The organism is Microbispora sp. H10830, from assembly GCF_014161375.1.
Classification (GTDB): domain Bacteria; phylum Actinomycetota; class Actinomycetes; order Streptosporangiales; family Streptosporangiaceae; genus Microbispora; species Microbispora catharanthi.
Window position 1 is genome coordinate 669,224 of the sequence record NZ_JABBWX010000002.1, and the last position, 25,408, is coordinate 694,631.

Sequence of the window (25,408 nt, forward strand, 5' to 3'; positions counted from 1 at the left end):
GCGAATTGCCATGGCGGCGGCCGGCGTGCCGGTCAGGCGCCCGGCGACGCGACCGACTCGCGGGGGCGGATGGGCATCGGCACGCGATGCACCTCGCCCTCTCCGCCGTCGTCTTCGCGGTCACGGCCGATCTCCGTGAACAGCACGTCGACGGCCTTACGGCCGAGCTCGTAGTGGGGGAGGGCCACCGTCGTCAGCCGGGGACGCATCCACGAGGCGATGGGGTGGTCGTCGAAGGACACGACGGAGACGTCGGCGGGCACCTTGAGCCCGAAGTCGTCGAGTGCCTGGTAGGCGCCCAGGGCGAGCCGGTCGTTGAAGCAGATCAACGCTCGCGGACGCTCCTTCTGCAGCAGCGCCCGGGTCGCGGCGAGGCCGTACTCCGGTTGCCAGTCAGGGGTGACGTGGCCGCCCGCCGGTTTGACCCCCGCCTCGGCGAGCACCTCGCGAATGCCGACGAGCCGTTCGACGGCAGCGACACTTCCGCCCGGCGGGACGTTGCGCCGCCCGGGGCCGGCGCCGATCAGGTGGATGCCCTCGCGATGGCCGGCGTCGAGCAGAGCCCTCGCGGCGACGCGTCCGGCCTCGATCTCGTCAGGGATGACCGAGGGCAGCGGTGACGGCTGTTTGGGGAGCGCGTTGAGCAGGACGGCGGGGGCGACCGCCATGCCCTTCGGCACCCTGATGGTTCTCGTGTACATCGCGGCCAGGATGATCCCGTCCACCTGACGGTCGTGCATGGCCTGCAGCAGGAGCCGCTCGAGTTCGGCGTCTCCCTCCGTCTCACCGATGAACAGCATGAAGCCGCGCTCCCGCGCGGCCTCGAGTGCTCCTTTGATCATGTCGCCGGCGAGCCGGGACGTGGCGACCGTGTCCGAAACAAAGCCAATAGTCCGAGTTGTCCCAGTTCGCAGGCCTACGGATACGATGTTCGGCCGGTACTGCAACTCGGCCGCGGCCTTGAGGACGCGCTGCTCGACATCGTGAGAGATGCGCAACTCCCGGCCGCGTCCGGACAACGCGAGCGACGCGGTGGTCGGCGAGACGCCGGCGATCTTGGCGACATCCGCCAGCGTGACCCGTCGTGGGCTCACCGGATGACCTCCTGCGATGTGGGGGTTGACACCCCGCGACTCGTGTGATGAGACTATCGCACTGCTAATCCGATTTAGCAAACCTGAGTCCTGGGGCGTCCGGTGTGTGCCGGCGAGTCCCCGAGCAATCAAGGAGACGCAGATGTCGCGTCGAACTCGCTGGAACGGGGCCGCGCTCGCGGTCGTGATGGGGGGGACGCTGGCGGCAGGCTGCGGGGCGCCCGGCGGCGACGCCCCCCAGCCGGAGGCCACCGGCGCGTCCCTGGCGGCCGCGCCGACCTGCGGCACGGCGCCGGTCACGCTCAACGCCTACATAGAGACCGGCTTCCCCCTGCCGAAAGAGCTCAGCACCGAGTTCTCCAAGCAGCACCCGAACGTGAAGTGGAACATCCGCGAGGACCAGTTCGCGGTGATCACCCAGAACGCGCCGCGCGTCCTCGCCGACGATCCGCCGGACCTGATGCGGCTTCCCCAGGTGTCGGAGCTGGTGAAGAACAACCTGCTGAAGAACCTCGACGGCTACGCCAAGGCGTTCGGCTGGGATTCCTGGCCCGCCTCCCAGCTGGAGCAGATGCGCCTGGCTCCCGGTGGGAAGACCCGCGGCGAGGGCTCGCTGTACGCCATGGGGCTGAACTTCAGCATGACCGGCGTGTTCTACAACACGAAGCTCGCCGACAAGATCGGCATGTCGTCCCCGCCGGCCACCCTGGCCGAACTCGACGACGCGCTCGCGAAGGCCAAGAGCGCGGGCATCACCCCGATCGCCCAGTTCAACGGCGGGGCCACCGGCGGTCTCGCCTTCCCGCTGCAGGACCTCATGGCCGCGTACGGTCCCTCGAAGCCGATCAACGACTGGATCTACCAGAAGCCGGGGGCCACGATCGACACCCCCTCCAACCTCCAGGCGACGCAGCACCTGGAGAAGTGGATCAAGGGCGGCTACTTCTGGAAGGACGTCAACGCCGTCGACTACGCGACGATGATGAGCCGCTTCATCAAGGGCGACGGCCTGTTCATGTTCAACGGCGACTGGGAGTCGGGCAACCTCGACAAGCAGATGCCGGGCGACGTGGGCTTCTTCCTGATGCCGCCGGCGCAGCAGGGCGGCAAGCAGGCCGCCATGTCGGCGCCCCTCACCTACGGGATCAGCTCCAGGGCGAAGAACGCCGACTGCGCGGCGTTCTTCCTCAACTGGGTGGCCACCGACCCGAAGGCGCGTGAGATCGGCGTGAAGGTCGGCGGGTCGCACCCGATGGGCCCGGCGGACGCCCCCATGCCCGAGGTGGCGAAGGGCACGGTCACAGCGAGCACCTTGGAGGCGGGGGCGAAGATCGCCGAGGACAACGGCTCGATGGACTTCATCGCCAACGCCACCGGCGCGATCTACGCCAAGAGCTGGACGCCCCAGTTGCAGAAGCTGGTCGCCGGTCAGCAGAACCCCGCGGAGCTGCTTAAGTCGGTCCAGAGCGACTACACGAGCCAGGTCGGGGGGAGCTGAGCACCGATGACACGGCCGACTCCCGACAGCGCGGTGATCCCCCCGCGACCAGCCCCGGAGCGGCAGCCGTGACGAGGAAGAAGGGGAGCCCCGCCCGCGCGGCGGGGCTCCGCACGCCGAGTTGGGTCGCCTGGCTGTTCGTCGCTCCGGCGCTCATCGTCTACGCGGTCTTCGTACTACGGCCGATCGCCCTCACCGTCCAATACTCGCTGTACCGCTGGGACGGCATCGGCCCGTCCACCTGGGCCGGGCTGGGCAACTACGCCAAGGTGTTCACCGACCCCGACCTGTTCGCCTCGATCCTCAACGCGATCAAGCTGATCGTCTTCTTCAGCGTGATCCCGGTCCTGCTGGGCCTGGCGATCGCCTCGACGATCCGCCGCATCGCCGCGAGCCGGCTCGCGCTGGTGGCGCGGACGGTCCTGTTCCTGCCGCAGGTCATCCCGCTCGTCGCCGCCGGCATCGCCTGGAGCTGGCTGTTGTCGTCGACCGGAGTGGTCAACCAGCTGCTCAGGTACGCCGGGCTCGGCGGCGTGGCACGCGCGTGGCTGGGCGACTTCTCCACGGCCCTGCCGGCGGTCGGCGTGATCGGGGCATGGGTGCTGCTCGGCCTGTGCACGATCCTTCTCCTGTCCGGCATGAGCAAGATCGACCCGGCGCTGTACGAGGCGGCGCGGATGGACGGAGCGGGGCCGCTGCGCGAGTTCGTCTCGATCACCGTGCCCAGCCTGCGCCAGGAGATCGGCGTCTGCGTCACGGTGACCGTGATCGCCGCGCTGGCGAGCTTTGACATCGTCTACGTCTCCACGCAGGGCGGTCCGGGGAACGCGACCATGGTCCCCGGGCTGGAGATCTACTACCTGGCCTTCTCGGAGCGGCAGGTGGGCATGGCGTCCGCACTGGCCGTCGTGCTCATGGTGCTCGTCCTCCTCGTCGCCCTTCCCATCCAGTGGCTCACCAAGGACAGGTCCTCATGATCGTCGGACGTCGGGAGACGTGGACCGCAAGGGTGCTGCTCGTCCTGCTGATGGCGGTCACGCTCATGCCGTTCGTCAGCCTGTTCGTCACCGCGCTGCACCCGTCCGGCAGCTACCCGTCCGGCCTGGAGTGGCCGCGCGATCCGCAGTGGGGCAACTTCGTCAAGGCGTTCCAGGCCGCGCGGATGATCGAGCTGATCAAATCGAGCGTGCTCATCGTGCTCGGCGTGGTCCCCCTATCGTTGCTCCTCGGGACGCTGGCGGGTTTCGCCATCGGTCACCTGCGGATGGCGGGACGGAACCTGGTGTTCCTCGTGTTCGTGCTCGGGCTGACGCTGCCGTTCGAAGGCATCATCACGCCGCTGTACTACCAGGTGCGCGACATGGGGCTGCTGAACACCCGGTGGGCCATCATCCTGCCGCTCATCGGGCTGTTCATGCCGTTCGCGGTCTTCTGGATGCGGGCGCACTTCGTCAACGTGCCCGACGCGCTGTCCGAGAGCGCGCGGATGGACGGCGCGAACGTGTGGCAGCTCTTCTGGCGCATCCACGTCCCGCTGGCCATGCCGGCGCTGTCGTCCCTGGCGATCCTGCTGTTCCTGTGGACCTGGAACCAGTTCCTCCTGGCGATCGTCCTCGTAGACGACCCGTTGAAGCGGACGATGTCCGGGGCCCTGGGCGCCTTCCAGGGGCAGTGGGGAACCGACATGCCACTGCTGTGCGCGGGATCGCTGCTGATCCTGACCCCCACGCTCGTGATCTTCCTCGTCTTCCAGCGCCGCTTCGTCACGGCTCTGCTCCAGGGCTCCCTGAAGGGGTGACGCGCGTGGACGGATTTCCTCCGGTCTACGGGGGGATCGAAGCGGGCGGGACGAAGTGGGTGTGCGCGGTCGCCGACGCCGGAGGAGACGTTCTCGCGACCGAAGTGATCCCCACGAGCACGCCGGAGACGACCATCCGCGCCGCGGTGCGGTTCTTCGAGGACCGTCAGCCGATCGCCGCGCTCGGCATCGGCACCTTCGGCCCGGTGGACGTGCGGCCGGGTTCGCCGACGTACGGCCACATCCTGGCCACGCCGAAGCCGGGCTGGGCGAACGTCGACGTCGTCTCCCCTTTGCGTGCCGCGCTGGGCGTACCCGTCCGCCTGGACACGGACGTCAACGCCGCGGCACTGGGGGAATGGCGGCGGGGAGCGGGCGCGGGGCTCGGCACGTTCGCGTACATGACCGTGGGCACCGGCGTCGGTGTGGGAGCGGTGGTGAACGACGGGCTCGTGCACGGACTCCTGCACGGACTTCTGCACCCTGAGTTCGGCCACATCCGCGTCCCCCACGACCCGGCCAGGGACCCGTTCGCGGGGAGCTGCCCCTTCCACGGCGACTGCCTCGAAGGGCTCGCGTCGGGTGAGGCGATGCGCCGGCGATGGGGACGTCCGGCCGAGCACCTGGACGATCCGTCGGCCTGGGAACTCGAGGCCGAGTACGTCGCCCTCGCCGTCCTGAACCTGACCTACGCCCTGTCGCCCGAGCGGATCGTCGTCGGCGGGGGCGTCGCCAAGCACCCCGCGCTGCTTCCGGCTGTGCGGGCGCGGCTGCTCACCCTCGCCGCCGGTTACCCGGGGGCGCCGGCGCCCGCCGGCCCCGCGGCCATGAAGGAGTACGTCACCGGCCCCTCCCTCGGCGACCACTCGGGGGTGATCGGAGCCGTGGAACTCGCACGCGCGGCAGGGGCCGCGCCGGACTCACCCCGTTTCTGATGACGCATTCCGTGACGCGCGGGGAAACAGCCCGCGCGATTGAGTTGGAGGTTCTTCGCATGGCTGCATGGGGGCGGCGAGACGGCACGCCCGGACCGGAGATCCGGTCCGGCGCGCACGAGGTGCTCGCCGGCGGGCGGCGACGTGACGGGGGGACCGCGTGAACGGCGAGCCCGCGCGCTGGACGCGGGAGCACCTCGCCGCGCCGGCCGGCGACGCGGCGACGACCGCACCGGTGATCGGCCTTCCGGCGCCGCCGCGCGTGCTGCCGCACGACATCTGGGATCTGTGGCCGATCCAGGAGGAGGAGGACGGCTCGACGACTGTGGTGCGGGGCCGCGAGTTGTGGATCGCGCTCTCCGCGCCCGCCCTCGGCCACCCCGAGGAGCGTCATGACCGCGCCCGCCTCCGGCTGCTCGCCAGGGACGCCGACGGCTGGACCGACCTCGGCCACGTCTTCGCCGACGGAGCCTCGCCGGGCAGCCGCGAATGGTCGGGATCGACGGTCCGCAGACCGGACGGCACGCTGTCGGTGTTCTACACGGCCGCGGGCCGGCGAGGGGAGGCCCGCCCGACGTTCGCCCAGACCGTCGTCGAGGCCCGCGGCCGGCTGGTGACCGATGACGGCCGGATCCTGCTGGACCGGGCCGCCGAGCACCGGGAGATCCTCCGTTCGGACGGCGTGACGTACCTGCCGGCCGACGAGGTCGAGGGAGGACCCGGGCGGATCAAGGCCTTCCGCGATCCGGGTTGGTTCCGCGACCCCGCCGACGGGCGCGAGTATCTGCTCGTCGCCGCGTCCGTCGCGGCGTCCGCCGACGCGGACCACGCCTTCATGGGCGCGGTGGCCCTCGCCGCCGCGACACCGGGCGGCTGGTCGCTGCGGCCGCCGCTCCTCGTGGCCGACGGAGTCAACCACGAGATCGAACGGCCGCACGTCGTGGTGCACGGGTCGTCGTACTATCTCTTCTTCTGCACGCATCGTCACTCGTTCCACCCGCCGGGAAGCGCGCCCACCGGGCTCTACGGCTTCGTCGCCCCCCATCTCACCGGGCCGTACACGCCGCTGAACGGCTCGGGACTCGTGCTGGGCAACCCCGCGGAACAGCCCGACCAGGCGTACGCCTGGGTGGTCCTGCCCGACCTGAAGGTCGTTGGCTTCGTCAACTACCGCTCCACCGGAGGGGCGGATCCGTGGCAGGCCGAGCCCGCCGAGGCCAGGGCCGCCTTCGGTGGGACGATCGCGCCCGTTCTCGAACTCATCCTGAACGAGGACGCCACCTCTGTGGTCGTTCCCGTGACCTCGGGAGCAGGGCGTTGAGCACGTCGCGCGGCGCGGCGGCGGGAGTGCTCGCGACGGCCGCCGCCGCCTCGGTGGCGGTCTCCGCGGCGCGTCGTCACCACTCACTGTCCGCCGTCGCGCCGGAGCTGAGGACACCCGCGCTGTGGCTGCCGCGCCCGATCATCGGCAAGCGGAGCCTGGCCCTCGCCCGGCGGCGCTCACGCCGGGCGACGGACCCGGTCGCGGGGGTGGCGATCACGCGGCACGACGTCCCCGGCGGACGGGACGCCTTCGTGTACGAGTCGCCGGGGCCCCGGCGCCCCGGCGGGGCGCTGCTGTGGATCCACGGGGGCGGCACGATCCTCGGCCACCCCGAGAGCGACCACGAACTGTGCAGCCGCATCGCCCGCGACCTGCGGATCGTGGTGGTGAGCCCACGCTACCGGCTCGCTCCGGAGCACCCCTTCCCCGCCGGGTTCGACGACTGCTTCGCCGCGCTGCGCTGGCTGCACGACGTCGCCCCCGCGCTCGGCGTGGACGGTGCGCGCGTCGCGGTGGGCGGAGCGAGCGCCGGCGGCGGGCTGGCCGCCTCGGTCGTGCAGAAGGCGCACGATCACGCGCTTCCGGTGGCGTTCCAGATGCTCCTCTACCCCATGCTGGACGACCGTACGGCACTGGTGCGCGACCATCGGGGACGCGGCAGGATCGGATGGACGCAGCGCTCCAACACCTACGCCTGGACCTGCTATCTCGGTCACGGGCCGAGCGTCGCCGAATCCCGGCCCTACGCCGCGGCGGGCCGCCGGGAGGACCTGCGTGGGCTGCCGCCCGCGTGGATCGGCGTCGGCGACCTCGACCTGTTCTACTCGGAGAACCTGCGCTACGCCGACCGGCTGAAAGCGGCCGGCGTGCCGGTCGGCCTCGTCGTCGAGCCCGGCATGTACCACGGCGCCGACTTCGACCACCACGCGACCGTGCCCTCCATGCGCGCGTTCCGCCAGGGCATGCTCGACGCTCTGGCCGCAGGGCTCACGGTCGGCCCGGCGACCGAGCGGTCATGAGGGAGCAGCGGCATCAGTGCGTTCAGCCGGGCGCTCGGCAGCGCCGCGGCGAGTCGCCCAGAGATAGACCAGCGCGCCGATGAACAGCACGATCGAGGTCCACTGGTTGATCCGCAGCCCCAGGAGCGTCACCGCGTGATCCACTCCGCCCACCGGGTCGATCCGCAGCCCTTCGATCCAGAACCGCCCGAATGTGTAGCCGGCGACATAGAGGGCGAACAGGCGGCCGTGGCGCAGCGTGAACCGCCTGCCGGCCAGGATCAGACCGAAACCGAGCGCCGCGTCCCACAGCGACTCGTACAGGAACGTCGGGTGGTAGAGCACCCCTGGCTCGCCGCCGTGCGCCTGGTCGATCTCCAGGCCCCACGGCAACGTGGTCGGACTGCCGTACAGCTCCTGGTTGAACCAGTTGCCCCAGCGGGCGATCGCCTGCCCGAACGCGATGCCGGGCGCGACCGTGTCGGCCACGGCGGCCAGAGACATCCCCCGGCGGCGGCAGGCCAGCCACACGCCCACGCCTCCCAGGGCGACCGCGCCCCAGATGCTGAGCCCGCCTTCCCAGATGAACAGCGCCCGGTAGGGCTCCTTGACCGCGCGCGGGCCGAAGTAGGTCTGCCAGTCGGTGATGACGTGGTAGAGACGAGCACCGATCAGGCCGAAGATCACCGCGGGGACCGCGATGTCGCTGATCGCGCCCTTCTCGCCGCCCTGGGCGCGCCAGCGGCGCTCGCTGAGCCAGGTGCCGAAGACGATCGCGACGATGAAGCACAATGCGTAGGCCCGGATCGGGATGAATCCGAGATACCAGACCCCTTGGGAAGGGCTGGGCACCGAGGCGAGGGGCATGCCGGTGAGGCTAGTCAACGTGAGGCCGCTTGGCCGCCTTCGTGACCCGATCGCAAAGTGGCAGGGGGCGGAGCCCCCTGCGGCTCTTTCCTCTGATGCTTGGCGAAGCTGGACCGCGCTAAGGGACGGTTTGCCTCGGTTGCGGGTCTTGTCGCCGGAGAGGGGCCGGGGGTGGGGCCCGGTCGGGCGCCACCCCCGGTGATCCTTGCCGATCAGGCGACGGTGCAGGGGCTTCCGTTGAGGGTGAACGCGGTGGGCTTGGCGGCGTTGCCGGTGTGGGTGGCCTGGAAGCCGATGTCAGTGGAGGCTCCAGGGGCCAGCGAGCCGTTGTAGCTGACGTTCTTCGCGGTGACCTGTCCGCTGGTGGGGGAGTAGGTGGCGTTCCATCCGTTGGTGATGGTCTGTCCGCCGGGGAGGGTGAAGGTCAGCGACCAGCCGTTGACGGCCGAGGAGCCGGTGTTGGTGATCGTGAAGTTCTCGGTCAGGCCGTTGTTCCAGGCGTTGACGGTGGCGCTGACGCGGCAGGCGCCCGATCCGGCGCTGGGCGACGCCGACGGGGACGCCGACGGGGACGCCGACGGGGACGAGGAGGGCGACGACGACGGGGAGGGGGAAGGAGAAGGAGACGTCGTCGGACCGGACTGGAACTGTGTGAAGAACTTCCACACCTCTCCCGAGGTCCAGGTCCTGGCGCCGCTGGTCGAGGTGGACCCGTCGTTCGGGGAGGGGGTGTGGTCCCCGTCGAACGCGGCCCAGACGACCGGGTATCCGGCCCGGCACCCCGAGTAGGCGGTGATGATGTGCGTCAGGCTGCCCTGCGCGGGCTCTCGCGGGGTCATGGGGGTGCAGCCGTTGTTCGTGACGAACCTGTCACGCAGCGACCGTCCGTTGGAGATGTTGAGCACCGAGTCGTGGATGCCGTGAATTCCCATGTACGCGACGGGCTGAGTGCCGCCGTTGCACCCGCTGAGCTGCGCGCCGGAGTAGACCGCGACCGCACGGAAGATCGTCGGACGGGCACACGCGACCGCGAAGCTCATCGCGCCGCCGTAGCTCCATCCCATGGCGAAGCGCTGCGTCGTGTCGACACAGAGATTGCCCTCGACCAGCCTCAGCACGTCGTCGGTGAAGGTCAGGTCTTCACCGTTGGTGTTGCCCCAGCCGTTGTTGATGCCCTGGGGCGCGATGAAGATCGTGCTGTTGTTCGAGAGCTGCTTGAGTCCGTAGTAGGCCCAGACGGCTCCGTCCGATCCGCCCGAGTCGACGATCTGGGCGGTGCCGTTCAACCAGTGGTACGCGAAGATCAACCGGTAGGGGTGGCTGTTGTCGTAGTTGTCGGGAATCCTCAGGATCCAGCTGCGACTCTTGCCGCTGGTCGTGATGGTCTGTGAACCGCTTCTCAGCGTCGGGGCCTTGCCGCATCCGGCGGTCGCCGCCGCGACGGCGCTAGCCGAGGACGGCGTGGTCGCACCGAGGCTGTCGCTCAGTGCCATGCGTCCCGTAGTCAGGACGAGAAGCGCGGCGGCCGCGATAGCGGTAAAGATGGATCTCTGTCTCAACTTAACGCAACTCCCTTTGCCGTTCGAAAATCGACATACGTCGATAGGGAAGCAAGTGGTTTTTCCTTTATCCGGTGAGGCGTCCGCAGTCGGCATGTGCATGCCGGCCGAGCGGCCTCCCCGGATGGATTCGAACGCTAAGTGAGCCCACCGTCAGCCGACCCGGAGGAGCGCGGCGGCCGACCATCGTCGGCGTGCGCGTGCTCGCCCTTTTCCCTGCCGTGAAAAGCAAGGTGAGTTCAGAGGTCCGTCAGCGTTGGCATGGCGCCGGCCGCCTTCTCTCCTCGGCGGTTCTGATGGAGAACGTGTCTGATGGAGAACGTGGCGGAGTCTCGAAATGCGGCTTCTGATCTGGCGAATACCAAATGAAGGCGGCCTATGCCGGGCTCTGCCGATCCCAGCAAATTCCGCCTGGCATTGAGCCGACAACATGTTAACGCTAACAGCGACGGGGGCGACCAAGTGCTCCTCTCTGCCGGGCGACTGGAGGTGGTGGTGAGGCGGAGCAAATATGAAGTCATGAGCTATGTCAAGGATCTCGCGTTCTCATCGAGAGTCCCTCGCCTCCGGCCGTCCATTCCTTCGGTTCTGAACAGGGAAGAAGCCGCCGCTGCCATTGGCGCGGCGATGAAAATTACATGGTCGACGACTATGCGCCGTGAAGTCCCGTAGCCGTTCGACCTGAGCTACGGGAGGACCCGGGGCGGCGCGGGGGCGGCCACGCGCCGCGACCGGGTGGAGACGGCCTGGGGAAAGAGCGTGGGCGTCTGCCGGGGCGATAACGGTGTCGTCAGCGGGCGAACTTCTCGATGGCCGCCGGGGTGACAGGGGTGAAGAAGTTGACGAGGTTGCCGTCGGGGTCACGCAACAGGAGCGATCGGTTGCCCCAAGGCATCGTGGTGGGCTCCTTGACGAAGTCTTCGACGAAGCCGGACAGGTTCTGATGCACGCCGTCCACGTCGTCGACGAGGAACTCGATGATCACGCTGCGGTTGCCGGCCGGCCGGGCGGCGCCGGGGGCGAAGAGCGTGACGGTGCGGGTGCTGCCGATCGCGAGGGTGGCGGAGGCCGTCCTGAGCTCGGCGAAGTCCTCGCCGAACCAACTGGCCTCCACTCCCGTGGCTCGCTCGTAGAAGTCCACGAGGCGCGCCATGTCGCCCGTGATGATGCGGATCGATACGAAGTCCATGGTGATCTCCCTGGTTCGTTGGGTCGTTCTCCGATGGCACACTAGGGCGGATACCGGACAGAAACCGCCCAGTATTGTCACTAGGTTGTGTGACGTGGCTCGACCTACTCATCGCGTTCTCACGCTGCTGGAGCTCCTGCAGTCGGGTGGCATTCGGACGATGGCCGAGCTCGCCGACCGGCTCGGCGTCGACGAGCGCACCGTGCGGCGGTACGTGGACCACCTGGTCGACCTCGACGTGCCCGTCGAGTCGGTGCGCGGCCGCTACGGCGGGTATCGGCTCGCCCCCGGATATCGCATGCCTCCGCTCATGCTGAGCGACGACGAAGCGCTCGCCGTGCTGCTCGGCCTGGTCGCCGGCCGCCGGTCAGGATTGACGACGACGACGGACACGGCGAGTGAGACGGCGGCGGCCAAGATCCGGCGGGTCCTGCCCGAGCGGCTCGCCCACAGGCTCGACACCGTGCTCGAATCCCTCGCCTTCACGGCTCCGCCCGGCGAGTTCGCCGCCCCGGACACCGCGGTCCTGCTCTCCGTCGCCGATGCGGTGCGCCATCGCCGGCCGATCTCGATCAGGTACACCGCCGCCGACGGCCGGCGCAGCGAACGCACGCTGCATCCGTACGGGCTCGTCGCCCATTCGGGCCGGTGGTACGTCACGGGTGTGGATCCCGCGATCGGCGAGGATCGAACCTTCCGGCTGGATCGCATCGCGGACGCGAGGACCCTGCCCGGTTCGTTCGAGCCGCCCGCCGGGCTCGATCCGGCGCAGCACGTCCTGTCAGGGTTCGCCAAGGCTCGGTATCGGCACGAAGTGGTCCTGCGGATCCAGGGGACGGTCGAGCAGATCCGCGTCCGGCTTCCCGCCGGCGTCGCGATCGTGGAGGAGTCCCCGTCCGAGGAAGGCGCGGATCCCGAGACCGAGGGCTGGCTCCGCGTCGAGTTGCGAGCGGAGCGGCTCGACTGGTTGCCTCCGGTGCTCGCGTCGCTCGACCGGCCGTTCGTCATCGAGCGACCGGACGAGCTCCGCGGCCTTGTCGCCGCGCTCGCGGACCGGCTCGCGGCCTCCGCCCGCAGGGTCCCGCCCGCGCCGGGCACAGTCGTCGCCTGAAGCGCAGCCCTACCTGCCGGCGGTGCCCTCTCAAGGCGTCGTACGGCTACCGCGGATTCGGCGTGAGTCGCGCGCGGGGGTGACCCGGTGCTGCGCGTCGCGGTAGCCGATTCAGGGGGACCACCGCGACCGTGAGCGCCGCGAACGCGGCGAGCACGATCCCCGTGGTCGAAAGTGCGCTCAACGTGCCGAAGACGGCCACGCCGATCGCGGTTCCCGCCTGGCGCGCCGCGTTCAACGCCCCCTGCCCGGTCGCCGCCAGCTCGAGCGGTACGGCCGCGGACATGTCGGCGATGCACGCGGGGATCGCGAGCGGGCTGCCGGCGCCGATGAGAACCTGCACCGCGACGATCGCCCAGGGCGAGGTGCTTCCCATGGTCAGCAGCAGGCCGCCCAGCAGATCCAGGACCAACCCCGCGAGCATCACGGGGCGGGCGCCGAAGCGGACGACCAGCCGGCCGGTGACCATCGGTATGAAGATCACAGGCACCGTCATCGGGAGGAAGGACAGCCCGGCCCGGAGCGGGGAGACGTCACGCACCATCCACTGGGTGAGGGTGAACAGCAGGCCGTAGAAGACGAGCTGGGAGACCACCGCGACGGCCAGGTCCGTGCGCACCCTGGCGAGCGCCGTCAGGGCGGGCGGGAGGACGGGCGCTCGGGTTCGCCGCTGAACCACGGAGAAGACCCCGAACGCGACCGCCGCGGCCGTCAGCGCGCCGAGAGGCAGTGGCCGAACCCAGCCCGATGTCCCCGCGTCCACCAGTCCGAACGTCAGCGCGGTGAGCCCGGCGACGGAAAGGAGCAGCCCGGCCAGGTCGAGTGGTCGTGGCGTACCCCCGCGATGGTCGCTCAGCCCACCGGAGGCCAGCAGGGTGAGCACCGCCACCGGCAGGTTCACCAGGAACACCAGCCGCCAGCCTCCGGCCGCCACCAGCGCACCGCCCAGAACCGGACCGCCCACGATGCCCAGTCCGCTGATCGACACGAGCGCGCCGATCTTCCTGGACCGGTGGTCGGGGTCCGGATACAGGGCGGCGAGCAGTGCCATCGAGGCCGGCACCAGCCCGGCCGCGGGCGCGCCGAGCAGCGCCCGGCCCGCGATCAGCACGCCCGCACTCGGCGCCGCGGCACAGACCAGTGAGGCGAGGGCGAAGCCGGCAAGCGCCACCCGGTAGACGCGGCGCGGCCCGAAGCGGTCGGCGATCGAGCCGGACGCGAGCAGCAGACCGGCCAGCACGACGGTGTACGCGTCCACGGTCCAGGGCAGCGACGCCGCGGAGGCATGCAGTTCCCGTCGCATGTCGGGCAGGGCCACATTGAGGACCGACGCATCCAGCCCGATCATGAAGCTGCCCGCCGCGATTCCCGCGAACTTGGTCCCCGCGCGCGGCCGCGCCGGTGGGAGAACCGTCATCGCCGATTCTCCGTCGGGGTCGGCCGGTCAGCCTGGACCGTGTCGGCCGGGATGTCGTACGCGTGCACGAAGGCGTCCGTGATCCGGGCGACCAGCTCTCGCCTGGGTTCGGCGTCTCGTGGACCCTGCTGAATGGTGACAACTGGCATGACCCCAGTTCACGACGGAAGCACCCGCTCGAACGAGAAGCACTTCGCGCACGCCACGATCACGATTCGCGATCGTCGCGCACCACCGCCCGGCACGCCTCCACCAGCGGGCGCGCCCGCGTGGTCCCGCCCACGGCGAGCACTGTCGGAAGGGACAGCGGGTAGGGCGAGCGCACGGGAAGGAACGCGACCCGCCCGCCTCGGAGTTGCCCGGCCGCCGCGGCGTAGATCACTGTCCATCCGTCGATCCCCGCGCCCAGGGCGGCCAGCGTGTCCTGCAGCGAGCTGTGCGGAGGCCCGGGAACGGGCTCGAATCCGGCGTCCCTGCATGCCTCGCGCACCAGAGCGACCAGCGGCGGATTGACCTCGCGGCCGACCAGGTACAGGGGTAGCCCGGCCAGCTCGGCCAGGTCGATCCCCGCGGACGGCACGTCCGCGACGGGATCGCCCGCCGCCTCGGCAGGCGGGTGATGGGCGGGAAGGGCGACCAGCAGCGGGTCCTGCCAGACAGGGATCAGCCGCACGCCGTCCGGCGCGGTGACGTCGCCGCGGACGAAGGCGGCGTCCAACCGGCCGTCGGCGACCCGCCGCAGCCGTTCTTCCGGTGAGGCCGACAGCAGCTCCACCCGCGTCCCCGCGACCAGCCGTTCGAGTACCCGCTCGAGCCGCTGCCCCATGCCCCTGCTGGTGCCGACACGCAGCACGGTCTCCCGGCCGTCCGTGAAACGCTCGATCGTGGTCAGCGCCCGGCGTTCGGCGTCCAGCACCTCGCGTGCGGCGGGCAGGAACGCTTCACCCGCCTCCGTCAGCCGCACATGCCGCGGCGACCGGTCGAACAGCTCGACCCTCAGCTCACGCTCGAGCCGTGCGACCTGCTGGCTGACCGCCGACTGGACGATCATCAGCCGCTCGGCCGCACGTCCGAAGTGAAGCTCCTCGGCGACCGCGACGAAGTATTTGAGTTGCCGGAGTTCCATGATGCGCAGCGTAGGTGCGGCTTCGAGGTGCGCCGCCGCTCACCGGGCCGCGGCTGCCCGCAGATAGTCGTCGATCGCGGTGAAGGCGGCTGCCGGCTGTTCGATGTGCGGCAGATGGCCGGCCTCCGGAATCACCTCCAGCCGTCCGTTTCCGAAGGCGTCGGCGTAGGCGGCGCCGTAAGCGGGGGTGACGATCCGGTCGCTTTCCCCCCACAGCAGGAGAGCGGGTACGTCGACGTGTCGCAGCCGGCGGAGCAGTTTGGGGTCGTGCATGTAGGGGTCGCCGGCCAGCGTGCGCATGGTGGCCATGTCGGCTGCCCGGCGCGCGAGTTGGTCGGCGGGAACGCCGGCCGGATCGGCGTAGAAGCGCTGCGAGTCGTGCCAGGCGTACTCGGCGACGCCGCGGGCGTCGAGGGAGAAGAAGTCGCGGATCGGCTGGCCGGGGATGTGCACGCCGACGGCGTCGATCAGCACCAGTCCGGTGATGATCCCCGCGGTGTCGCGTACGGCCATCTCGGCGGCGGTCCAGCCGCCGAGGGAGGAGCCGACGACGAGGACGTCGCGCAGTCCGAGCCGATGCAGGTAGTGCAGGTAGGCCAGGGCGAGGTCGTCTATGCCGGTGAGCCATAAGGGGCGGTGGGTGCCGTCCCAGCCGGGGTGCACCGGCGTGATGGTGTGCGTCGTCCGGCGAAGGTGCTGGGCGAGTCCGGCGACGGTTGCGGGGCCGCCGCCGCCGTGCAGGATCAGGGCCGGTCTGCCGGTTCCGGCCTCCGACACCGTGAGGGACAGGTCGTCGTAGAGCGGGATGGTGTTCATGGGCCCAGCATAACTAAGGATATTTATTTAAAGTAGCTTAGTCTCGTACTAGACTCATGCCGTGCATGGCGATCTGCAAGAACTCGGACGAGCGGTGAAGCAGGCCCAGTATCGGCAGCACCGGGCCCTGGAGAGCGGGCTCTCGGCGATCGGCGCGACGCTGGCCCAGTGGGACGCCCTCCGGGCGATCAGCCGTTCTCCCGGCGCGTCGGCCCGGGAACTGGCCGCGGCGACCTTCCAGACCGAGCAGGCATTCGGAACCCTCGCCGGGCGCCTGGTGGCCCAGGGGTGGATCGAGCGCCGGCCCGGGCGCGGCCGGCGCATCGAGCACCATCTCACCCCTTCCGGGGAGCGAGTCCTGGAAGCCGGGCACAAGGTCGCCGACGAGGTGCTCGCCAGGTGTTACATCCCGTTGTCGGACGGGGACCGCGGGACCCTGCTGGCCCTGCTCCAGCGCCTCATCGCGAAGGACGCGTAGTCTCCGGCTCCTGGTCGGCCCTCGGCGGAGACGCCCCGGACGGCGGCACGCCTCGGGGCATCTCCGGCGAGGATGTCTCCGCGGCCCAGGGTCAGACGCCGGGGCGCACGGCGGCGAGGAAGCTGCTCCTCCAGTAACCGTTGAGCCTGTCGACGCTGACCACCGCGCCGCTGTGGGGAGCGCTGATCACCTTCTTGTGCCCTATGTACATGCCCACGTGGCCGCCGCCACTGGTGAAGATGAGGTCGCCGGGCTTGAGATGCGCCAGGGAGACCCTCTTCTTGACGGCGTCGAGCATCGACCACGTCGTGCGCGGGAGCTTGACGCCGGCCTTGCGCCAGGCGAACTGGACCAGCCCGGAGCAGTCGAACGCCCGTGGGCCCGTGGCGCCCCATATGTACGGATCGCCGAGGTGCTTCTTCGCCACCTTGATGGCGTGATCGGCCTTCTCCTGCTGGCGGGCCGACTTGGTGAGCTTCGTGTTCGCGGAGTCATTCGCCGTGGACGCCGTGGGAGCCTCGCCGTTGTACGGGGTGGTCACCGTGGCGGGGGGCTCGGGTGGGATGACCGCCGGGGCCGAGGGCGGGGCTGTCGCCGACGCGGCGGACGCGGGGAGTGCGCTCAATGCTCCTGTGGAGGCGGTGAGCGCTGCGCTACTGAGAGTGACACAGGCAACGCGGAGCAGAGTGGTGGAGTTGGTGAACAGGGGATCTCTCCCTAGGGTCTTCCGCTTGCGCCTACCGGGTTAGCTGACGGATTCGGGCAGGGAAGTCGCCCTACGGCGCTGGCGCGCCGATTCACCCCAGACCTTCGTCGAAGGTCGATTGGTTCCCCGGCTCCGAGCCTCCTTGCTGCACGGATTCGGCATCACCGGCGCCCAGGGGGGCGGAGAGGACGTGGCGACGGTGACAGTGGATGGTCGTCTCGAACACGGCCGGGCCGGGTTCGTAACGACGGCGTCACATGGACCCCGTCGCAGGGCAAGGAAACTACCAAGTTGCCCCATATTGGCGCAAAGGGCACCAAAAGGATAAGAGTCACGTAAAAAGGATCAAAAGCACAAAACCGCAGGTCGCAGCGGTCATAAGAGGGAAGATGTGGCCCTCGTCACACTCGTCAAGCGTCACCAGGTCACCTGGGCGCGCGCATGTAGACCGCGAACGGCTCGCAGGGATGACCTGCGCCGGCCGGGCGGTGAGGAGGCGCTGGTCGTCTAGTCCGCGGGCAGGCCGTTGCGGCGGGCCAGCGTGCCCAGAACGCTCCGCAGTGCCTCCGTCTCCTCGGGGCTGAGGCCGCCGGTCAGTTCCGTGTCGATTTCGGCCGCCGCCGCGGTGCACGTGGCCAGCAACTCCCGGCCCTCTTCGGTGAGCGCGAGCGTCTGCCTGCGCCGGTCCACGGGGTCGCGTTCCCGCCGTACGGCGCCGAGCTCCTCCAGGCGGTCGGCGAGCGACACCACCAGGCTGGGCGCCACGTTCATGAGCTTGGCGATGTCGAGCTGAGAGGTCGCCGTTCCGGACTCCAGCAGTGCCAGCAGTCCCACGTGCTTGGGCTTGAGTCCGTGGGTGGCCAGGCGTGCCGAGAACCGCTCGGTCATCACGGCCCCCAGTGTGCCGAGCCGGAAGGCCAGCGTGGAGGTCAGCTTGACACCGTTCATGCCTTCAATGCTACCGTATTCATACGATTCAAGCTCTGAATGATTAGGAGTCAGAACGATGTTGATCCCCTCCTCCGTCCACGTGGTGTTCGCCGACCTCCAGGACGGCATCGTCGACGCCAGTGTCACCAACCCGGCCTCTTCCATCCGCCGGGCGGCCAAGGTCCTGAACGGGCTCGTCACAGCCCTCGACATCCCGTTCACCGTCTCGGCCGCGCCTCGCCCGGGCGGCCCCGTGATGATCGAGGAGGTGCCGGACAGCGAGCCGTACGTGCGCACCGGACCGTCCTGCTGGGACGACGCCGCCTGGCGTGAGGCCGTCGTGTCCGCCGGCCGCCCCACCCTGGTGATCTGCGGGGTGACCACCGAGATCGTGGTGCTGCGCACCGCCCTCGACGCGCTCACGCATGGCCTCGACGTGCAGGTCCTGGTAGACGCCTGCGGAGGCATCACCGCCCGCACCGAAGACGCCGCCCTGCGGCAGATCGAGGCCGCGGGCGGCGTGGTGACCTCCGTGGCGGGTTTCGCCGCCGACATGGTGCGCGACTTCACCACGCCCACCGGCCGGCAGGTCATCGCCGCCCTGCACCAGTTGGTGTGACCCGCCGCATCACCGGTTCACGGCGGGCCGACGTCAGGCGGTTACCGCGTACGCCAGAACGTGCCGTTGGCCGAGGGGTCGTCGGGGTCGCCCTGCGGCACGGTGAATCCCGCACCCCACACCGTCGCCGTCCCGGGCCTGCGCGCGATCGAGAACAGGACGGCGTCCGTGCCGGCCTTCCGGGGGACCGGGGTGCTCCGCCACGCCGAACCCGTGACGTGCCACAGAGTGGAGTTCCAGTTGCCCTGCACGACCCACACGCCGCCCGTGCCGTCGGGCTCCACCTCCGTGTACGGCTGCGCGTTGGCGGCGCCGATCGAGGTGGTCCATGAGCTGCCGTTCCAGCGCATGACCAGGGTGCGGTTGTAGGTCACGTCGTCACCCTCGTCGTCGGCGCCTTCCCAGCTGACGCCGCCGACGGCCCACACGTTGCCGGGGCCCACGACGGCGATGTCGTTGAGGACCGCGGCGGCGTCGGGAGCGGGAAGCTCGACCGCGGGCGTGGGCACCAGCGCCCAGGACCTTCCGTTCCACCGCATGATCGCGGGACGGTCGCCCTTGGTCCCCGCCGCCCAGACGTCGCCGGCCTTGTACGCGTCGACGGCGGCGGCGCGGGCCGGCAGCCGGACGCTCTTCCACGAGGACCCGTTCCAGTGCCTGGCCGAGGCCGAGGAGTCGGCGACCGCCCAGACGTCCTTCGCGCCCGTTCCGTCGGCGTCCGTCGTGGAGAAGCCGCTGCCGAGTGAGGCGGTGGTCCACGCGCGGCCGTTCCACCGGGCGGCCTTCCCCGGGCCGAAGACCCATACGTCCCTGTTCGAGGTGGCGGTCACGGCCTTCAGCTCGTACGGCGGGCTGCCGGGGATCACCTTCCACGACCCGCCGTCGAACCACTGGACCAGGCCCCGCTGCCTGCCGTTCACGACCCGGTGACCGGCCGCCCACACCGACCCGTTGCCGAGGACCGTCACGTCGTTGAGGACGTCGTCCCCGGGCAGTGTGTTCACCCTGGTCAGCCGCCACGCCGACGCGCTTTCCCCGGCCTGGCGGCCCTGGTGGGTCACGCCTGAGGCCGCCATGGTCGGCAGGCACGCCAGCCCGAGCGCCGTCATGGCCGAGACGAATACGGTACGCACGATGCCTCCCCCTTCCACTCACCAGTACGACGTCTGATGGAGGGGTGCCGTTCACACGTCGCCGGTGGCGAGGGCCGGACTCACTTCTTCTCCGTCCACGGCTCGTATTCGTCGTCTCCGGGGAGCACCCAGACCTTCGCGTCGGGCCTGACCATCGTTCGCAGCGGCGTCGCCTCGCCGGTCGTCTTCGAGACCCGGTAGACCGCCACCCCCGTCTTGGTCTTCGACCGGACGACCAGGTGTCCCGCCTTGTCGAAGTCGAGGTCGTCGACGTGCTGTCCCCGGGGCAACCGCACGGTCACGGTGCCGCTCGCCTTGCCGGTACGCAGGTTGAGCAGGCGCAGCTTGCGAGACTCGGGCCACGAACCGACAGGCGCCGCCGCCGTCGCGTAGTCGTTCGCCAGGGCGATCGGCGACAGCCGCGTCTTCGACCGCAGCCGGGTGCGCAGCCCTCGGTCGAACACCGTCACCCGATCCTCCAGCGCCCCTTGCATCAGCAGCCGCTCGCTGTCGGGGCTGAATCCCGCGAAGCTCCACTGATCCGTCCCCCCGGGCAGCGGCAACGTCTTGCCTTTCCGCAGATCCACCAGGACCCCCAGCCCCGGCGCCGAGGTCCCGGTGACCACGAAACTGCCGTCGTCCGACACCGACGGCCACTCCTCGCCGGTCGTGTCCACCGTGATGCTCCGGATCGCTCTTTCCTTGCCGTGCAGAGTCCGCTCGGTGAACCGCCCGTCGGACTTGCGGAAGTAGAAGAAGTGCCGGCCGTCCCCGCTGATGAGGAACGCCGCCCGCGCCCCGGCGTTGACCGCGTCGCGAGGCGCCACGGCGAGCGCTTCCGGCACCTTCACCACGTCTCCGTTGGTCAGCACCAGTTCCCAGGTCTGCGTCCGCTGGGCGTACGCGATCGTGACCGGCGTGGCGGCGGCCGCGGGTCGTCCGATCAGTGGAACGGCGGTCAGGAGAAGTGTCGCGAGAACCGTGCGCAATCTCATGCTGGGTGAGATGCCGGAGAACCCCGAAATGTTGCCGGATCCGAAACGCCGGTCCGCCGCCATGGTCGAGCGGCTGACGAAGGTCTTCGGCGAGGCGCCCATGCTGCGCGTGACAGATCGTGCGGATGACGATGTGTACGGCTACGAAGCCGGCGTCCGGTAATCCCTGATCGTGATCGCGGTCGCGGCCTTGCGGATGGGCTCGGTGACCCGCTCGATCATGCGGTTCTTCCCCGGCAGATGCGGCATCAGCCGCAACATCCACATCTGGAACCGGATCTGCGCCGTGGACTTCAGCACCATGCCCTTGAGGTTGTTCGCGGCGAGCTTCTGGTTCTCCTCCACGAAGTGCCGCATCTCGCGCTCGTAGGCGGCGAACCCCGCGGCGTGGTCTCCCGCCGCCTCGGCGAGGCAGCCCGCGAGAACGTAGGCGCCGACCAGGGCCAGGCTGGTGCCCTGGCCGGACGCGGGTGAGGCCGCGTAGGCGGCGTCGCCCACGAGTGCCACCCGGCCCGACGACCAGCGGTCCATGCGCACCTGGCTGATCGAGTCCAGGTAGAAGTCCGGCGCGTCCTCCATGGCGTCGAGGAGGCGCGGAACCTCCCAGCCCTGGCCGGAGAAGAGGTCGGCGAGCAGTTTCTTCTGCTGGGCGGCATCCCGCCGGTCGTACTCCAGAGGCGGCGAGGAGAAGAGGAACATCGCCTTGGCGTCGTCGCCGCGCCCGGTGCTGTACATCCCGGTGCTTCTGCCCGGTGCCGGATACATCATCTCCGTACGGTCCAGGCGGAGATGGTTCGGCACCGTGAAGATCGAGATGTGGTGCCCGAGGTCGTGGACGAACCGGGACTCCTCGCCGAAGGCCAGCGCGCGCACATTGGAGTGCAGGCCGTCGGCGCCCACCACCAGGTCGAACGTACGCGGAGTGCTGTTCGCGAAGGTGACCTGCACACCTTCGGGGGTCTCCCGCAGGGCGGTGATGGAATCGTCGAAGACGTACTCGACGCCGTCTCCGGTCGCCGTGTGCAGGAGCCGGGTGAGGTCACCGCGCATGATCTCGACGTCGTCGCCCTCGCGGCCGCCGAACAACTGTGCGCTCATCGTGCCGATCTGCCGGCCGCGCGCGTCGACGAAGCGCGCGACCCGCATGTCCGTGCTGTGCCGCCGCACCTCGTCCAGCAGGCCCATGCGAGCGGCGACGTCGAGCGCCGCCCCACGAATGTCGATCTTGTAGCCGCCGTCCCGCAGCGAGGGCGCGCGTTCGACGACCGTCACCGCGAAGCCGTGCTCGCGGAGCCAGAAAGCCAGCGTCAGGCCGGCGACGCTTCCGCCGGAGATCAAGATGTTCGCCATGCCGTGAACTGTACAAGCGTCTTAATCATCTGTCTAGCACAAACGTCCAAGACATTTGTGCTGGCATGGGCTAGGCTCTGGCCATGGGAAACCGGGAAGATCTGCTCGCGGGCGCCAAGCGGTGCCTGATGGAGAAGGGATACTCCGGCACCACCGCGCGTGACATCGCGGCGGCCGCCGGCACGAGCCTCGCCGCCATCGGCTATCACTTCAGATCGACGAAGGCCCTGCTCGACGCGGCCCTCATCGAGGCGATGGAGGAATGGGGAAAGGAGATCGAGCAGACTCTCGCCGCCGACGCGTCACTCGACGGCGCACCCGCGCAGCGATTCGAGGCGACCTGGACGCGGATCATCGAGTCCTTCGTCAGGCTGAGACCGCTGTGGGCCATCCAGTTCGAGCTCATCGCCCAGATGGACCGGCTTCCCGAGCTGCGCGAGGCGTTCGCGACCGCCAACCGGCAGGCGAAGCTGGGCCTGGCGGCGATCTTCGAGCACCTGGATCCGGCCGCGGACGAACGCAAGGCGATGGCTGTCGGCGCGTTCTATCAGGCACTGCTCGGCGGGATGGCGGCCCAGTGGCTCGTCGATCCGGAGCAGGCTCCGTCGGCCCGTGACCTCCTCGAAGCCCTGCGCACGATCAGCGCGGGGCTCGGGACGGAGTGACCGGCGGAAATCGTGGCTCTGCCGCTTGAGGCCGGCCGAGCGGCGGGTGGGCGCGCTCCCCGGCCGGCCTTTCTGCGGGCGTGTCAGTCCGTCGCGGTCAGGGGTCCGTCGGCGTGCGGAACCCGCTCGGCGGGGATGACGCCCAGACGGCCCGCCTGGTAGTCCTCCAACGCCTGGACGATCTCGGCACGGGTGTTCATCACGAACGGCCCGTAGTGCACGACCGGCTCGCGGATCGGCCGCCCGCCGAGCAGCAGCACCTCCAGATTGGGCTCGGCCTGGGGCTGGGCGGTGTCCGCCGCGAGGGTCAACGACCCACCCGGGCCGAAGACGGCGAGCTGCCCCTTGCGGACCGGCCGCCGTTCGGCGCCCACGGAGCCCTGGCCGGCCAGGACGTAGGCGAGGGCGTTGAACTCCGGGTTCCACGGCAGGTCGAGCCGGGCGCCGGGGCTGACGGTCGCGTGCACCATCGTGATCGGGGTGAACGTGACGCCCGGGCCGGCGTACCCGTCCAGCTCCCCGGCGATCACTCGGAGCAGCGCGCCGCCGTCGGCGGAGGCGAGCAGCGCCGCCTCCCGTCCCCGGATGTCCTGGTAGCGGGGCAGGTGGAACTTGTGCGCGCGAGGAAGGTTCACCCACAGCTGGATGCCGTGGAAGAGCCCGCCCGAGACCACCAGGTGCTCCGGCGGCTTCTCGATGTGCAGCAGGCCGGCCCCGGCGGTCATCCACTGGGTGTCGCCGTTGGTGATGGTGCCACCGCCACCGTTGGAGTCCTGGTGCTCGAAGACGCCGTCGACGATGTAGGTGACGGTCTCGAAGCCGCGGTGCGGGTGCCACGGCGTGCCTTTCGGCTCGCCGGGGGCGTACTCGACTTCGCCCATCTGGTCCATGTGGATGAACGGGTCCAGCATCGACTGCGGCACTCCGGCGAACGCGCGTCGTACGGGGAAGCCCTCACCCTCGAAGCCGCTGGGCGCGGTCGTCACCGAGCGAACGGGGCGTGATGCCGCGACGGCGGGATCCGGTGCGGCGACGCGTGGCAGCGTCAGGGTGTCGGCGGTGACAGCGGGCATGGCCGCCCTCCTAATTGAAATTTCAACTTCCGTCGCCTTGAACCACCCGAGATCGCCGGACATTCCCGCCTGCGGATCGTCGTGCGTCCGTCGCATATCGTCACGGCCGGTGGGGAAAGACTGGTATGGCTGGAACCATGATCTCTATGAATCGCACCCTTCAAGCCGCCGTACTGTCCCTTGTGGTCCTCCCGATCACCGCCGTCGCGATCGCCCCGCAGGCCGCGGCCGACGCCCGTGGACAGGCCGATGCCGGAGCGCCGGCCCGCCGCATGCTGGCGCAGCTGAAGGTCGCCAAGCCGTTGTCGCTCCGCGGTTACAGCCATCGGCGGTTCCAGCCGCGCTGGGCACACCACAAGGGGGAGTGCGACGCGCGGGAGGTGGTCCTCGTGCGCCAGGGCCGGGGCGTACGGAGGAACGGGGCGTGCCAGGCCGTTAAGGGCGTCTGGCACAGCCCGTACGACGGCAGGATGCTGAAGAGCGTGAAGCAGGTCGACGTCGACCACGTCGTTCCCCTGGCGTACGCCTGGCGTTCCGGCGCCAAGAGATGGAGCCAGGCGAAGCGGCGCGCGTTCGCCAACGACCTCAGCCGTCCCGAGTTGGTCGTGGTGAGCCACTCCGTCAACATGGCCAAAGGAGGCCAGGGACCGCAGAGCTGGCGTCCGCCGCGCCGCGCCTTCTGGTGCCGCTACGCGACCTCATGGATCACCGTGAAGCACCACTACCGGCTCTTGGTGACGCGTGCGGAGAAGGTCGCCCTGCTCAACATGCTCCGCACCTGCGGCAGGTGAACGGACCTGGCGGTGCCGGCGGCTGAGGGCCGTACGAGTTTGTCCCGAGGTCAGCCGCTGCTCGCGGCGCGGGCCTGCTGGATGACCTTGCGGAGGGCCGGGGCCGCCGGGCCCCCGCGTTCGGACAGCAGGGCGATGCGCTGCTTGTGCGCCCGTCGTCTGGCTCGCGGGAGGATCGTCCCGAGCTCTCCCGCGGCGGCCAGGCCGACAAGGGCGGCCTCCCGGTCCTCGACCCGGGAGACCGGACCGGTGAGAGCGGTGGCGACCCGCGCCGTGAGCCGTTTCACCACACGCGTGTCGCGTACGCGGACGTGGCTCCTGTTGAAGACGAGGAACGGCTGGCGCAGCTCGACCCTGACCCAGTGTCCCGTCTCGAGTTCGTCGCGGACCGCCCGGACCGTCGCGCGGCCGTCCTTGCTGATCCAGTGCCGCCATGGCCGGGGCCCTGACTGGGCGATCTGGTGCAGCAGGCCGTCGAGGACCGGGTCGGCGAGCCGGTCCTCCGACACCACGCGCACCTTGCCGCCGTCGTCGGTGATCCGGCCGGTCAGCAGCAGGTCGGTGAGCGCCGCCGCGCGCAGCAGGTAGGGGAAGCGGTAGTTCGTCACCACCCGCTCCTTGCGGGGGTCGTAGGCCAGCAGGTAGAGCTGAGCCGTCAGGGAGCCGGGGACGTCCACGCGACTGCCCTCCTTTCATTCGACGGGTGGATCGGCGGCGGGAGCCTCCGGAGGCGGGGTCTCCTTCTTGGCCGGCCGGCCGCGCCGGGGGATGCGGCCGGCGTCGCCCGGGAGCCGTCCCGCCTCCGACAGCGCCCGGCGCAGCAGGAACTCGATCTGAGCATTGGTGCTGCGCAGTTCGTCGCCGGCCCAGCGGGCCAGTGCGTCGTGCACCGCGGGGTCCAGCCGCAGCAGGATGCTCTTTCTTTCGGTCGCCACA

At 69.9% G+C, this 25,408-nt stretch carries 28 protein-coding genes and 1 riboswitch; of the genes, 12 read left to right on the top strand and 16 right to left on the bottom strand.

Annotated elements, in window-relative coordinates:
* Positions 1-32: 32 nt before the first annotated feature.
* Positions 33-1,094, bottom strand: a complete 1,062-nt coding sequence (locus tag HHX35_RS07975) for a LacI family DNA-binding transcriptional regulator (RefSeq protein ID WP_182898184.1) — start codon at positions 1,092-1,094, stop codon at positions 33-35.
* A 142-nt stretch (positions 1,095-1,236) separates the two neighbouring features.
* Between HHX35_RS07975 and HHX35_RS07980 the strand changes: the two genes are divergently transcribed.
* From HHX35_RS07980 to HHX35_RS08005, 6 genes are all read left to right on the top strand, one after another.
* On the top strand, positions 1,237-2,592 hold the full coding sequence (locus HHX35_RS07980) for an ABC transporter substrate-binding protein (RefSeq protein WP_182898185.1): 1,356 nt from the start codon (positions 1,237-1,239) through the stop codon (positions 2,590-2,592).
* Positions 2,593-2,660: 68 nt separating this feature from the next.
* On the top strand, positions 2,661-3,569 hold the full coding sequence (locus tag HHX35_RS44540; protein WP_182898186.1) for a carbohydrate ABC transporter permease: 909 nt from the start codon (positions 2,661-2,663) through the stop codon (positions 3,567-3,569).
* Positions 3,566-4,390 carry a carbohydrate ABC transporter permease gene (locus HHX35_RS07990; protein WP_182898187.1) on the top strand — a complete coding sequence of 275 codons (825 nt, stop codon included), beginning with the start codon at positions 3,566-3,568 and terminating at the stop codon, positions 4,388-4,390. The genes HHX35_RS44540 and HHX35_RS07990 overlap by 4 nt, the downstream gene beginning before the upstream one ends.
* 5 nt (positions 4,391-4,395) lie before the next feature.
* Positions 4,396-5,325, top strand: a complete 930-nt coding sequence (locus HHX35_RS07995) for an ROK family protein (protein WP_182898188.1) — start codon at positions 4,396-4,398, stop codon at positions 5,323-5,325.
* 160 nt (positions 5,326-5,485) lie between these two features.
* Complete coding sequence (locus HHX35_RS08000; RefSeq protein ID WP_182898189.1) at positions 5,486-6,646, top strand: glycoside hydrolase family 68 protein; 1,161 nt, start codon at positions 5,486-5,488, stop codon at positions 6,644-6,646.
* Entirely contained in the window at positions 6,643-7,668 is a 1,026-nt protein-coding gene (locus tag HHX35_RS08005) for an alpha/beta hydrolase (RefSeq protein WP_220505115.1), read from the top strand. The genes HHX35_RS08000 and HHX35_RS08005 overlap by 4 nt, the downstream gene beginning before the upstream one ends.
* Here the strand turns inward: HHX35_RS08005 and lgt are convergent.
* The 3 genes from lgt to HHX35_RS08020 all read right to left on the bottom strand — a co-directional run bounded on the left by lgt (position 7,663) and on the right by HHX35_RS08020 (position 11,262).
* A complete protein-coding gene (gene lgt, locus HHX35_RS08010; protein WP_182898190.1) occupies positions 7,663-8,514 on the bottom strand; it encodes a prolipoprotein diacylglyceryl transferase in 852 nt (283 codons plus the stop codon). The two genes, HHX35_RS08005 and lgt, sit on opposite strands and share 6 nt — an antisense overlap.
* 212 nt (positions 8,515-8,726) lie before the next feature.
* A complete protein-coding gene (locus tag HHX35_RS08015; protein ID WP_182898191.1) occupies positions 8,727-10,007 on the bottom strand; it encodes a cellulose binding domain-containing protein in 1,281 nt (426 codons plus the stop codon).
* Positions 10,008-10,863: 856 nt separating this feature from the next.
* Positions 10,864-11,262, bottom strand: coding sequence for a VOC family protein (locus tag HHX35_RS08020; RefSeq protein WP_182898192.1), 399 nt, complete (start codon positions 11,260-11,262; stop codon positions 10,864-10,866).
* Between the two features lie 94 nt (positions 11,263-11,356).
* Here HHX35_RS08020 and HHX35_RS08025 point away from each other — a divergent pair, with 94 nt between their 5' ends.
* Entirely contained in the window at positions 11,357-12,373 is a 1,017-nt protein-coding gene (locus tag HHX35_RS08025; RefSeq protein ID WP_182898193.1) for a YafY family protein, read from the top strand.
* 46 nt (positions 12,374-12,419) lie between these two features.
* Here the strand turns inward: HHX35_RS08025 and HHX35_RS08030 are convergent, their stop codons facing one another.
* The 4 genes from HHX35_RS08030 to HHX35_RS08045 are packed head-to-tail and all read right to left on the bottom strand — an operon-like array spanning position 12,420 to position 15,732.
* A complete protein-coding gene (locus HHX35_RS08030; protein WP_182898194.1) occupies positions 12,420-13,790 on the bottom strand; it encodes an MFS transporter in 1,371 nt (456 codons plus the stop codon).
* On the bottom strand, positions 13,787-13,939 hold the full coding sequence (locus HHX35_RS45090) for a tautomerase family protein (RefSeq protein ID WP_182898195.1): 153 nt from the start codon (positions 13,937-13,939) through the stop codon (positions 13,787-13,789). The genes HHX35_RS08030 and HHX35_RS45090 overlap by 4 nt, the downstream gene beginning before the upstream one ends.
* Positions 13,940-13,998: 59 nt before the next feature.
* Positions 13,999-14,916: a LysR family transcriptional regulator gene (locus HHX35_RS08040; protein ID WP_182898196.1), complete on the bottom strand. Its 918-nt coding sequence runs from the start codon at positions 14,914-14,916 to the stop codon at positions 13,999-14,001.
* 39 nt (positions 14,917-14,955) lie between these two features.
* Positions 14,956-15,732, bottom strand: coding sequence for an alpha/beta fold hydrolase (locus tag HHX35_RS08045; RefSeq protein ID WP_182898197.1), 777 nt, complete (start codon positions 15,730-15,732; stop codon positions 14,956-14,958).
* A 61-nt stretch (positions 15,733-15,793) separates the two neighbouring features.
* On the opposite strand from HHX35_RS08045, the gene HHX35_RS08050 reads away from it, so the two are divergent.
* Positions 15,794-16,210: a MarR family winged helix-turn-helix transcriptional regulator gene (locus tag HHX35_RS08050; protein WP_182898198.1), complete on the top strand. Its 417-nt coding sequence runs from the start codon at positions 15,794-15,796 to the stop codon at positions 16,208-16,210.
* A 91-nt stretch (positions 16,211-16,301) separates the two neighbouring features.
* Here the strand turns inward: HHX35_RS08050 and HHX35_RS08055 are convergent, their stop codons facing one another.
* Together HHX35_RS08055 and HHX35_RS08060 are read right to left on the bottom strand one after the other, a co-directional pair.
* A complete protein-coding gene (locus tag HHX35_RS08055; RefSeq protein WP_220505116.1) occupies positions 16,302-16,835 on the bottom strand; it encodes a C40 family peptidase in 534 nt (177 codons plus the stop codon).
* Between the two features lie 94 nt (positions 16,836-16,929).
* Positions 16,930-17,087, bottom strand: a riboswitch (cyclic di-AMP (ydaO/yuaA leader).
* A gap of 336 nt (positions 17,088-17,423) precedes the next feature.
* Complete coding sequence (locus HHX35_RS08060; protein ID WP_182898199.1) at positions 17,424-17,864, bottom strand: MarR family winged helix-turn-helix transcriptional regulator; 441 nt, start codon at positions 17,862-17,864, stop codon at positions 17,424-17,426.
* A gap of 58 nt (positions 17,865-17,922) precedes the next feature.
* On the opposite strand from HHX35_RS08060, the gene HHX35_RS08065 reads away from it, so the two are divergent.
* Positions 17,923-18,465 (top strand): isochorismatase family protein, encoded by a 543-nt coding sequence (locus tag HHX35_RS08065; RefSeq protein WP_220505117.1) that lies wholly within the window; start codon positions 17,923-17,925, stop codon positions 18,463-18,465.
* 41 nt (positions 18,466-18,506) lie between these two features.
* Here HHX35_RS08065 and HHX35_RS08070 read toward each other — a convergent pair whose 3' ends face one another.
* Together HHX35_RS08070 and HHX35_RS08075 are read right to left on the bottom strand one after the other, a co-directional pair.
* Positions 18,507-19,598 carry a hypothetical protein gene (locus HHX35_RS08070; protein ID WP_182898200.1) on the bottom strand — a complete coding sequence of 364 codons (1,092 nt, stop codon included), beginning with the start codon at positions 19,596-19,598 and terminating at the stop codon, positions 18,507-18,509.
* Positions 19,599-19,678: 80 nt separating this feature from the next.
* The gene (locus HHX35_RS08075; RefSeq protein WP_182898201.1) at positions 19,679-20,593 is read right to left on the bottom strand and encodes a hypothetical protein; all 915 of its coding nucleotides are present in this window, start codon (positions 20,591-20,593) and stop codon (positions 19,679-19,681) included.
* 10 nt (positions 20,594-20,603) lie between these two features.
* On the opposite strand from HHX35_RS08075, the gene HHX35_RS08080 reads away from it, so the two are divergent.
* Entirely contained in the window at positions 20,604-20,756 is a 153-nt protein-coding gene (locus HHX35_RS08080) for a hypothetical protein (RefSeq protein WP_182898202.1), read from the top strand.
* Here HHX35_RS08080 and HHX35_RS08085 read toward each other — a convergent pair.
* Entirely contained in the window at positions 20,735-21,943 is a 1,209-nt protein-coding gene (locus HHX35_RS08085; RefSeq protein WP_182898203.1) for an FAD-dependent monooxygenase, read from the bottom strand. The two genes, HHX35_RS08080 and HHX35_RS08085, sit on opposite strands and share 22 nt — an antisense overlap.
* A gap of 83 nt (positions 21,944-22,026) precedes the next feature.
* Here HHX35_RS08085 and HHX35_RS08090 point away from each other — a divergent pair, with 83 nt between their 5' ends.
* Positions 22,027-22,608: a TetR/AcrR family transcriptional regulator gene (locus tag HHX35_RS08090; protein ID WP_182898204.1), complete on the top strand. Its 582-nt coding sequence runs from the start codon at positions 22,027-22,029 to the stop codon at positions 22,606-22,608.
* A gap of 83 nt (positions 22,609-22,691) precedes the next feature.
* On the opposite strand, the gene HHX35_RS08095 is transcribed toward HHX35_RS08090, so the two are convergent.
* Positions 22,692-23,681: a pirin family protein gene (locus HHX35_RS08095; protein ID WP_182898205.1), complete on the bottom strand. Its 990-nt coding sequence runs from the start codon at positions 23,679-23,681 to the stop codon at positions 22,692-22,694.
* A gap of 146 nt (positions 23,682-23,827) precedes the next feature.
* On the opposite strand from HHX35_RS08095, the gene HHX35_RS08100 reads away from it, so the two are divergent.
* Positions 23,828-24,472 (top strand): HNH endonuclease family protein, encoded by a 645-nt coding sequence (locus tag HHX35_RS08100; RefSeq protein WP_259404835.1) that lies wholly within the window; start codon positions 23,828-23,830, stop codon positions 24,470-24,472.
* 50 nt (positions 24,473-24,522) lie between these two features.
* On the opposite strand, the gene HHX35_RS08105 is transcribed toward HHX35_RS08100, so the two are convergent.
* Together HHX35_RS08105 and HHX35_RS08110 are read right to left on the bottom strand one after the other, a co-directional pair.
* Positions 24,523-25,149 carry a GPP34 family phosphoprotein gene (locus tag HHX35_RS08105; protein WP_182898207.1) on the bottom strand — a complete coding sequence of 209 codons (627 nt, stop codon included), beginning with the start codon at positions 25,147-25,149 and terminating at the stop codon, positions 24,523-24,525.
* Between the two features lie 15 nt (positions 25,150-25,164).
* Entirely contained in the window at positions 25,165-25,407 is a 243-nt protein-coding gene (locus tag HHX35_RS08110) for a hypothetical protein (RefSeq protein WP_139579025.1), read from the bottom strand.
* Between the last annotated feature and the right edge of the window lies 1 nt (position 25,408).

What these genes read in the sequence shown, in the direction of transcription:
- HHX35_RS07980 (WP_182898185.1), top strand. Translation starts at nt 1,237, where the DNA reads ATGTCGCGTCGAACTCGCTGGAACGGGGCCGCGCTCGCGGTCGTGATG.
- HHX35_RS07990 (WP_182898187.1), top strand. Translation starts at nt 3,566, where the DNA reads ATGATCGTCGGACGTCGGGAGACGTGGACCGCAAGGGTGCTGCTCGTC.
- lgt (WP_182898190.1), bottom strand. Translation starts at nt 8,514, where the DNA reads ATGCCCCTCGCCTCGGTGCCCAGCCCTTCCCAAGGGGTCTGGTATCTC.
- HHX35_RS08015 (WP_182898191.1), bottom strand. Translation starts at nt 10,007, where the DNA reads ATGGCACTGAGCGACAGCCTCGGTGCGACCACGCCGTCCTCGGCTAGC.
- HHX35_RS08020 (WP_182898192.1), bottom strand. Translation starts at nt 11,262, where the DNA reads ATGGACTTCGTATCGATCCGCATCATCACGGGCGACATGGCGCGCCTC.
- HHX35_RS08030 (WP_182898194.1), bottom strand. Translation starts at nt 13,790, where the DNA reads ATGACGGTTCTCCCACCGGCGCGGCCGCGCGCGGGGACCAAGTTCGCG.
- HHX35_RS45090 (WP_182898195.1), bottom strand. Translation starts at nt 13,939, where the DNA reads ATGCCAGTTGTCACCATTCAGCAGGGTCCACGAGACGCCGAACCCAGG.
- HHX35_RS08040 (WP_182898196.1), bottom strand. Translation starts at nt 14,916, where the DNA reads ATGGAACTCCGGCAACTCAAATACTTCGTCGCGGTCGCCGAGGAGCTT.
- HHX35_RS08045 (WP_182898197.1), bottom strand. Translation starts at nt 15,732, where the DNA reads ATGAACACCATCCCGCTCTACGACGACCTGTCCCTCACGGTGTCGGAG.
- HHX35_RS08060 (WP_182898199.1), bottom strand. Translation starts at nt 17,864, where the DNA reads ATGAACGGTGTCAAGCTGACCTCCACGCTGGCCTTCCGGCTCGGCACA.
- HHX35_RS08065 (WP_220505117.1), top strand. Translation starts at nt 17,923, where the DNA reads ATGTTGATCCCCTCCTCCGTCCACGTGGTGTTCGCCGACCTCCAGGAC.
- HHX35_RS08075 (WP_182898201.1), bottom strand. Translation starts at nt 20,593, where the DNA reads ATGAGATTGCGCACGGTTCTCGCGACACTTCTCCTGACCGCCGTTCCA.
- HHX35_RS08080 (WP_182898202.1), top strand. Translation starts at nt 20,604, where the DNA reads ATGCCGGAGAACCCCGAAATGTTGCCGGATCCGAAACGCCGGTCCGCC.
- HHX35_RS08085 (WP_182898203.1), bottom strand. Translation starts at nt 21,943, where the DNA reads ATGGCGAACATCTTGATCTCCGGCGGAAGCGTCGCCGGCCTGACGCTG.
- HHX35_RS08090 (WP_182898204.1), top strand. Translation starts at nt 22,027, where the DNA reads ATGGGAAACCGGGAAGATCTGCTCGCGGGCGCCAAGCGGTGCCTGATG.
- HHX35_RS08095 (WP_182898205.1), bottom strand. Translation starts at nt 23,681, where the DNA reads ATGCCCGCTGTCACCGCCGACACCCTGACGCTGCCACGCGTCGCCGCA.
- HHX35_RS08100 (WP_259404835.1), top strand. Translation starts at nt 23,828, where the DNA reads ATGAATCGCACCCTTCAAGCCGCCGTACTGTCCCTTGTGGTCCTCCCG.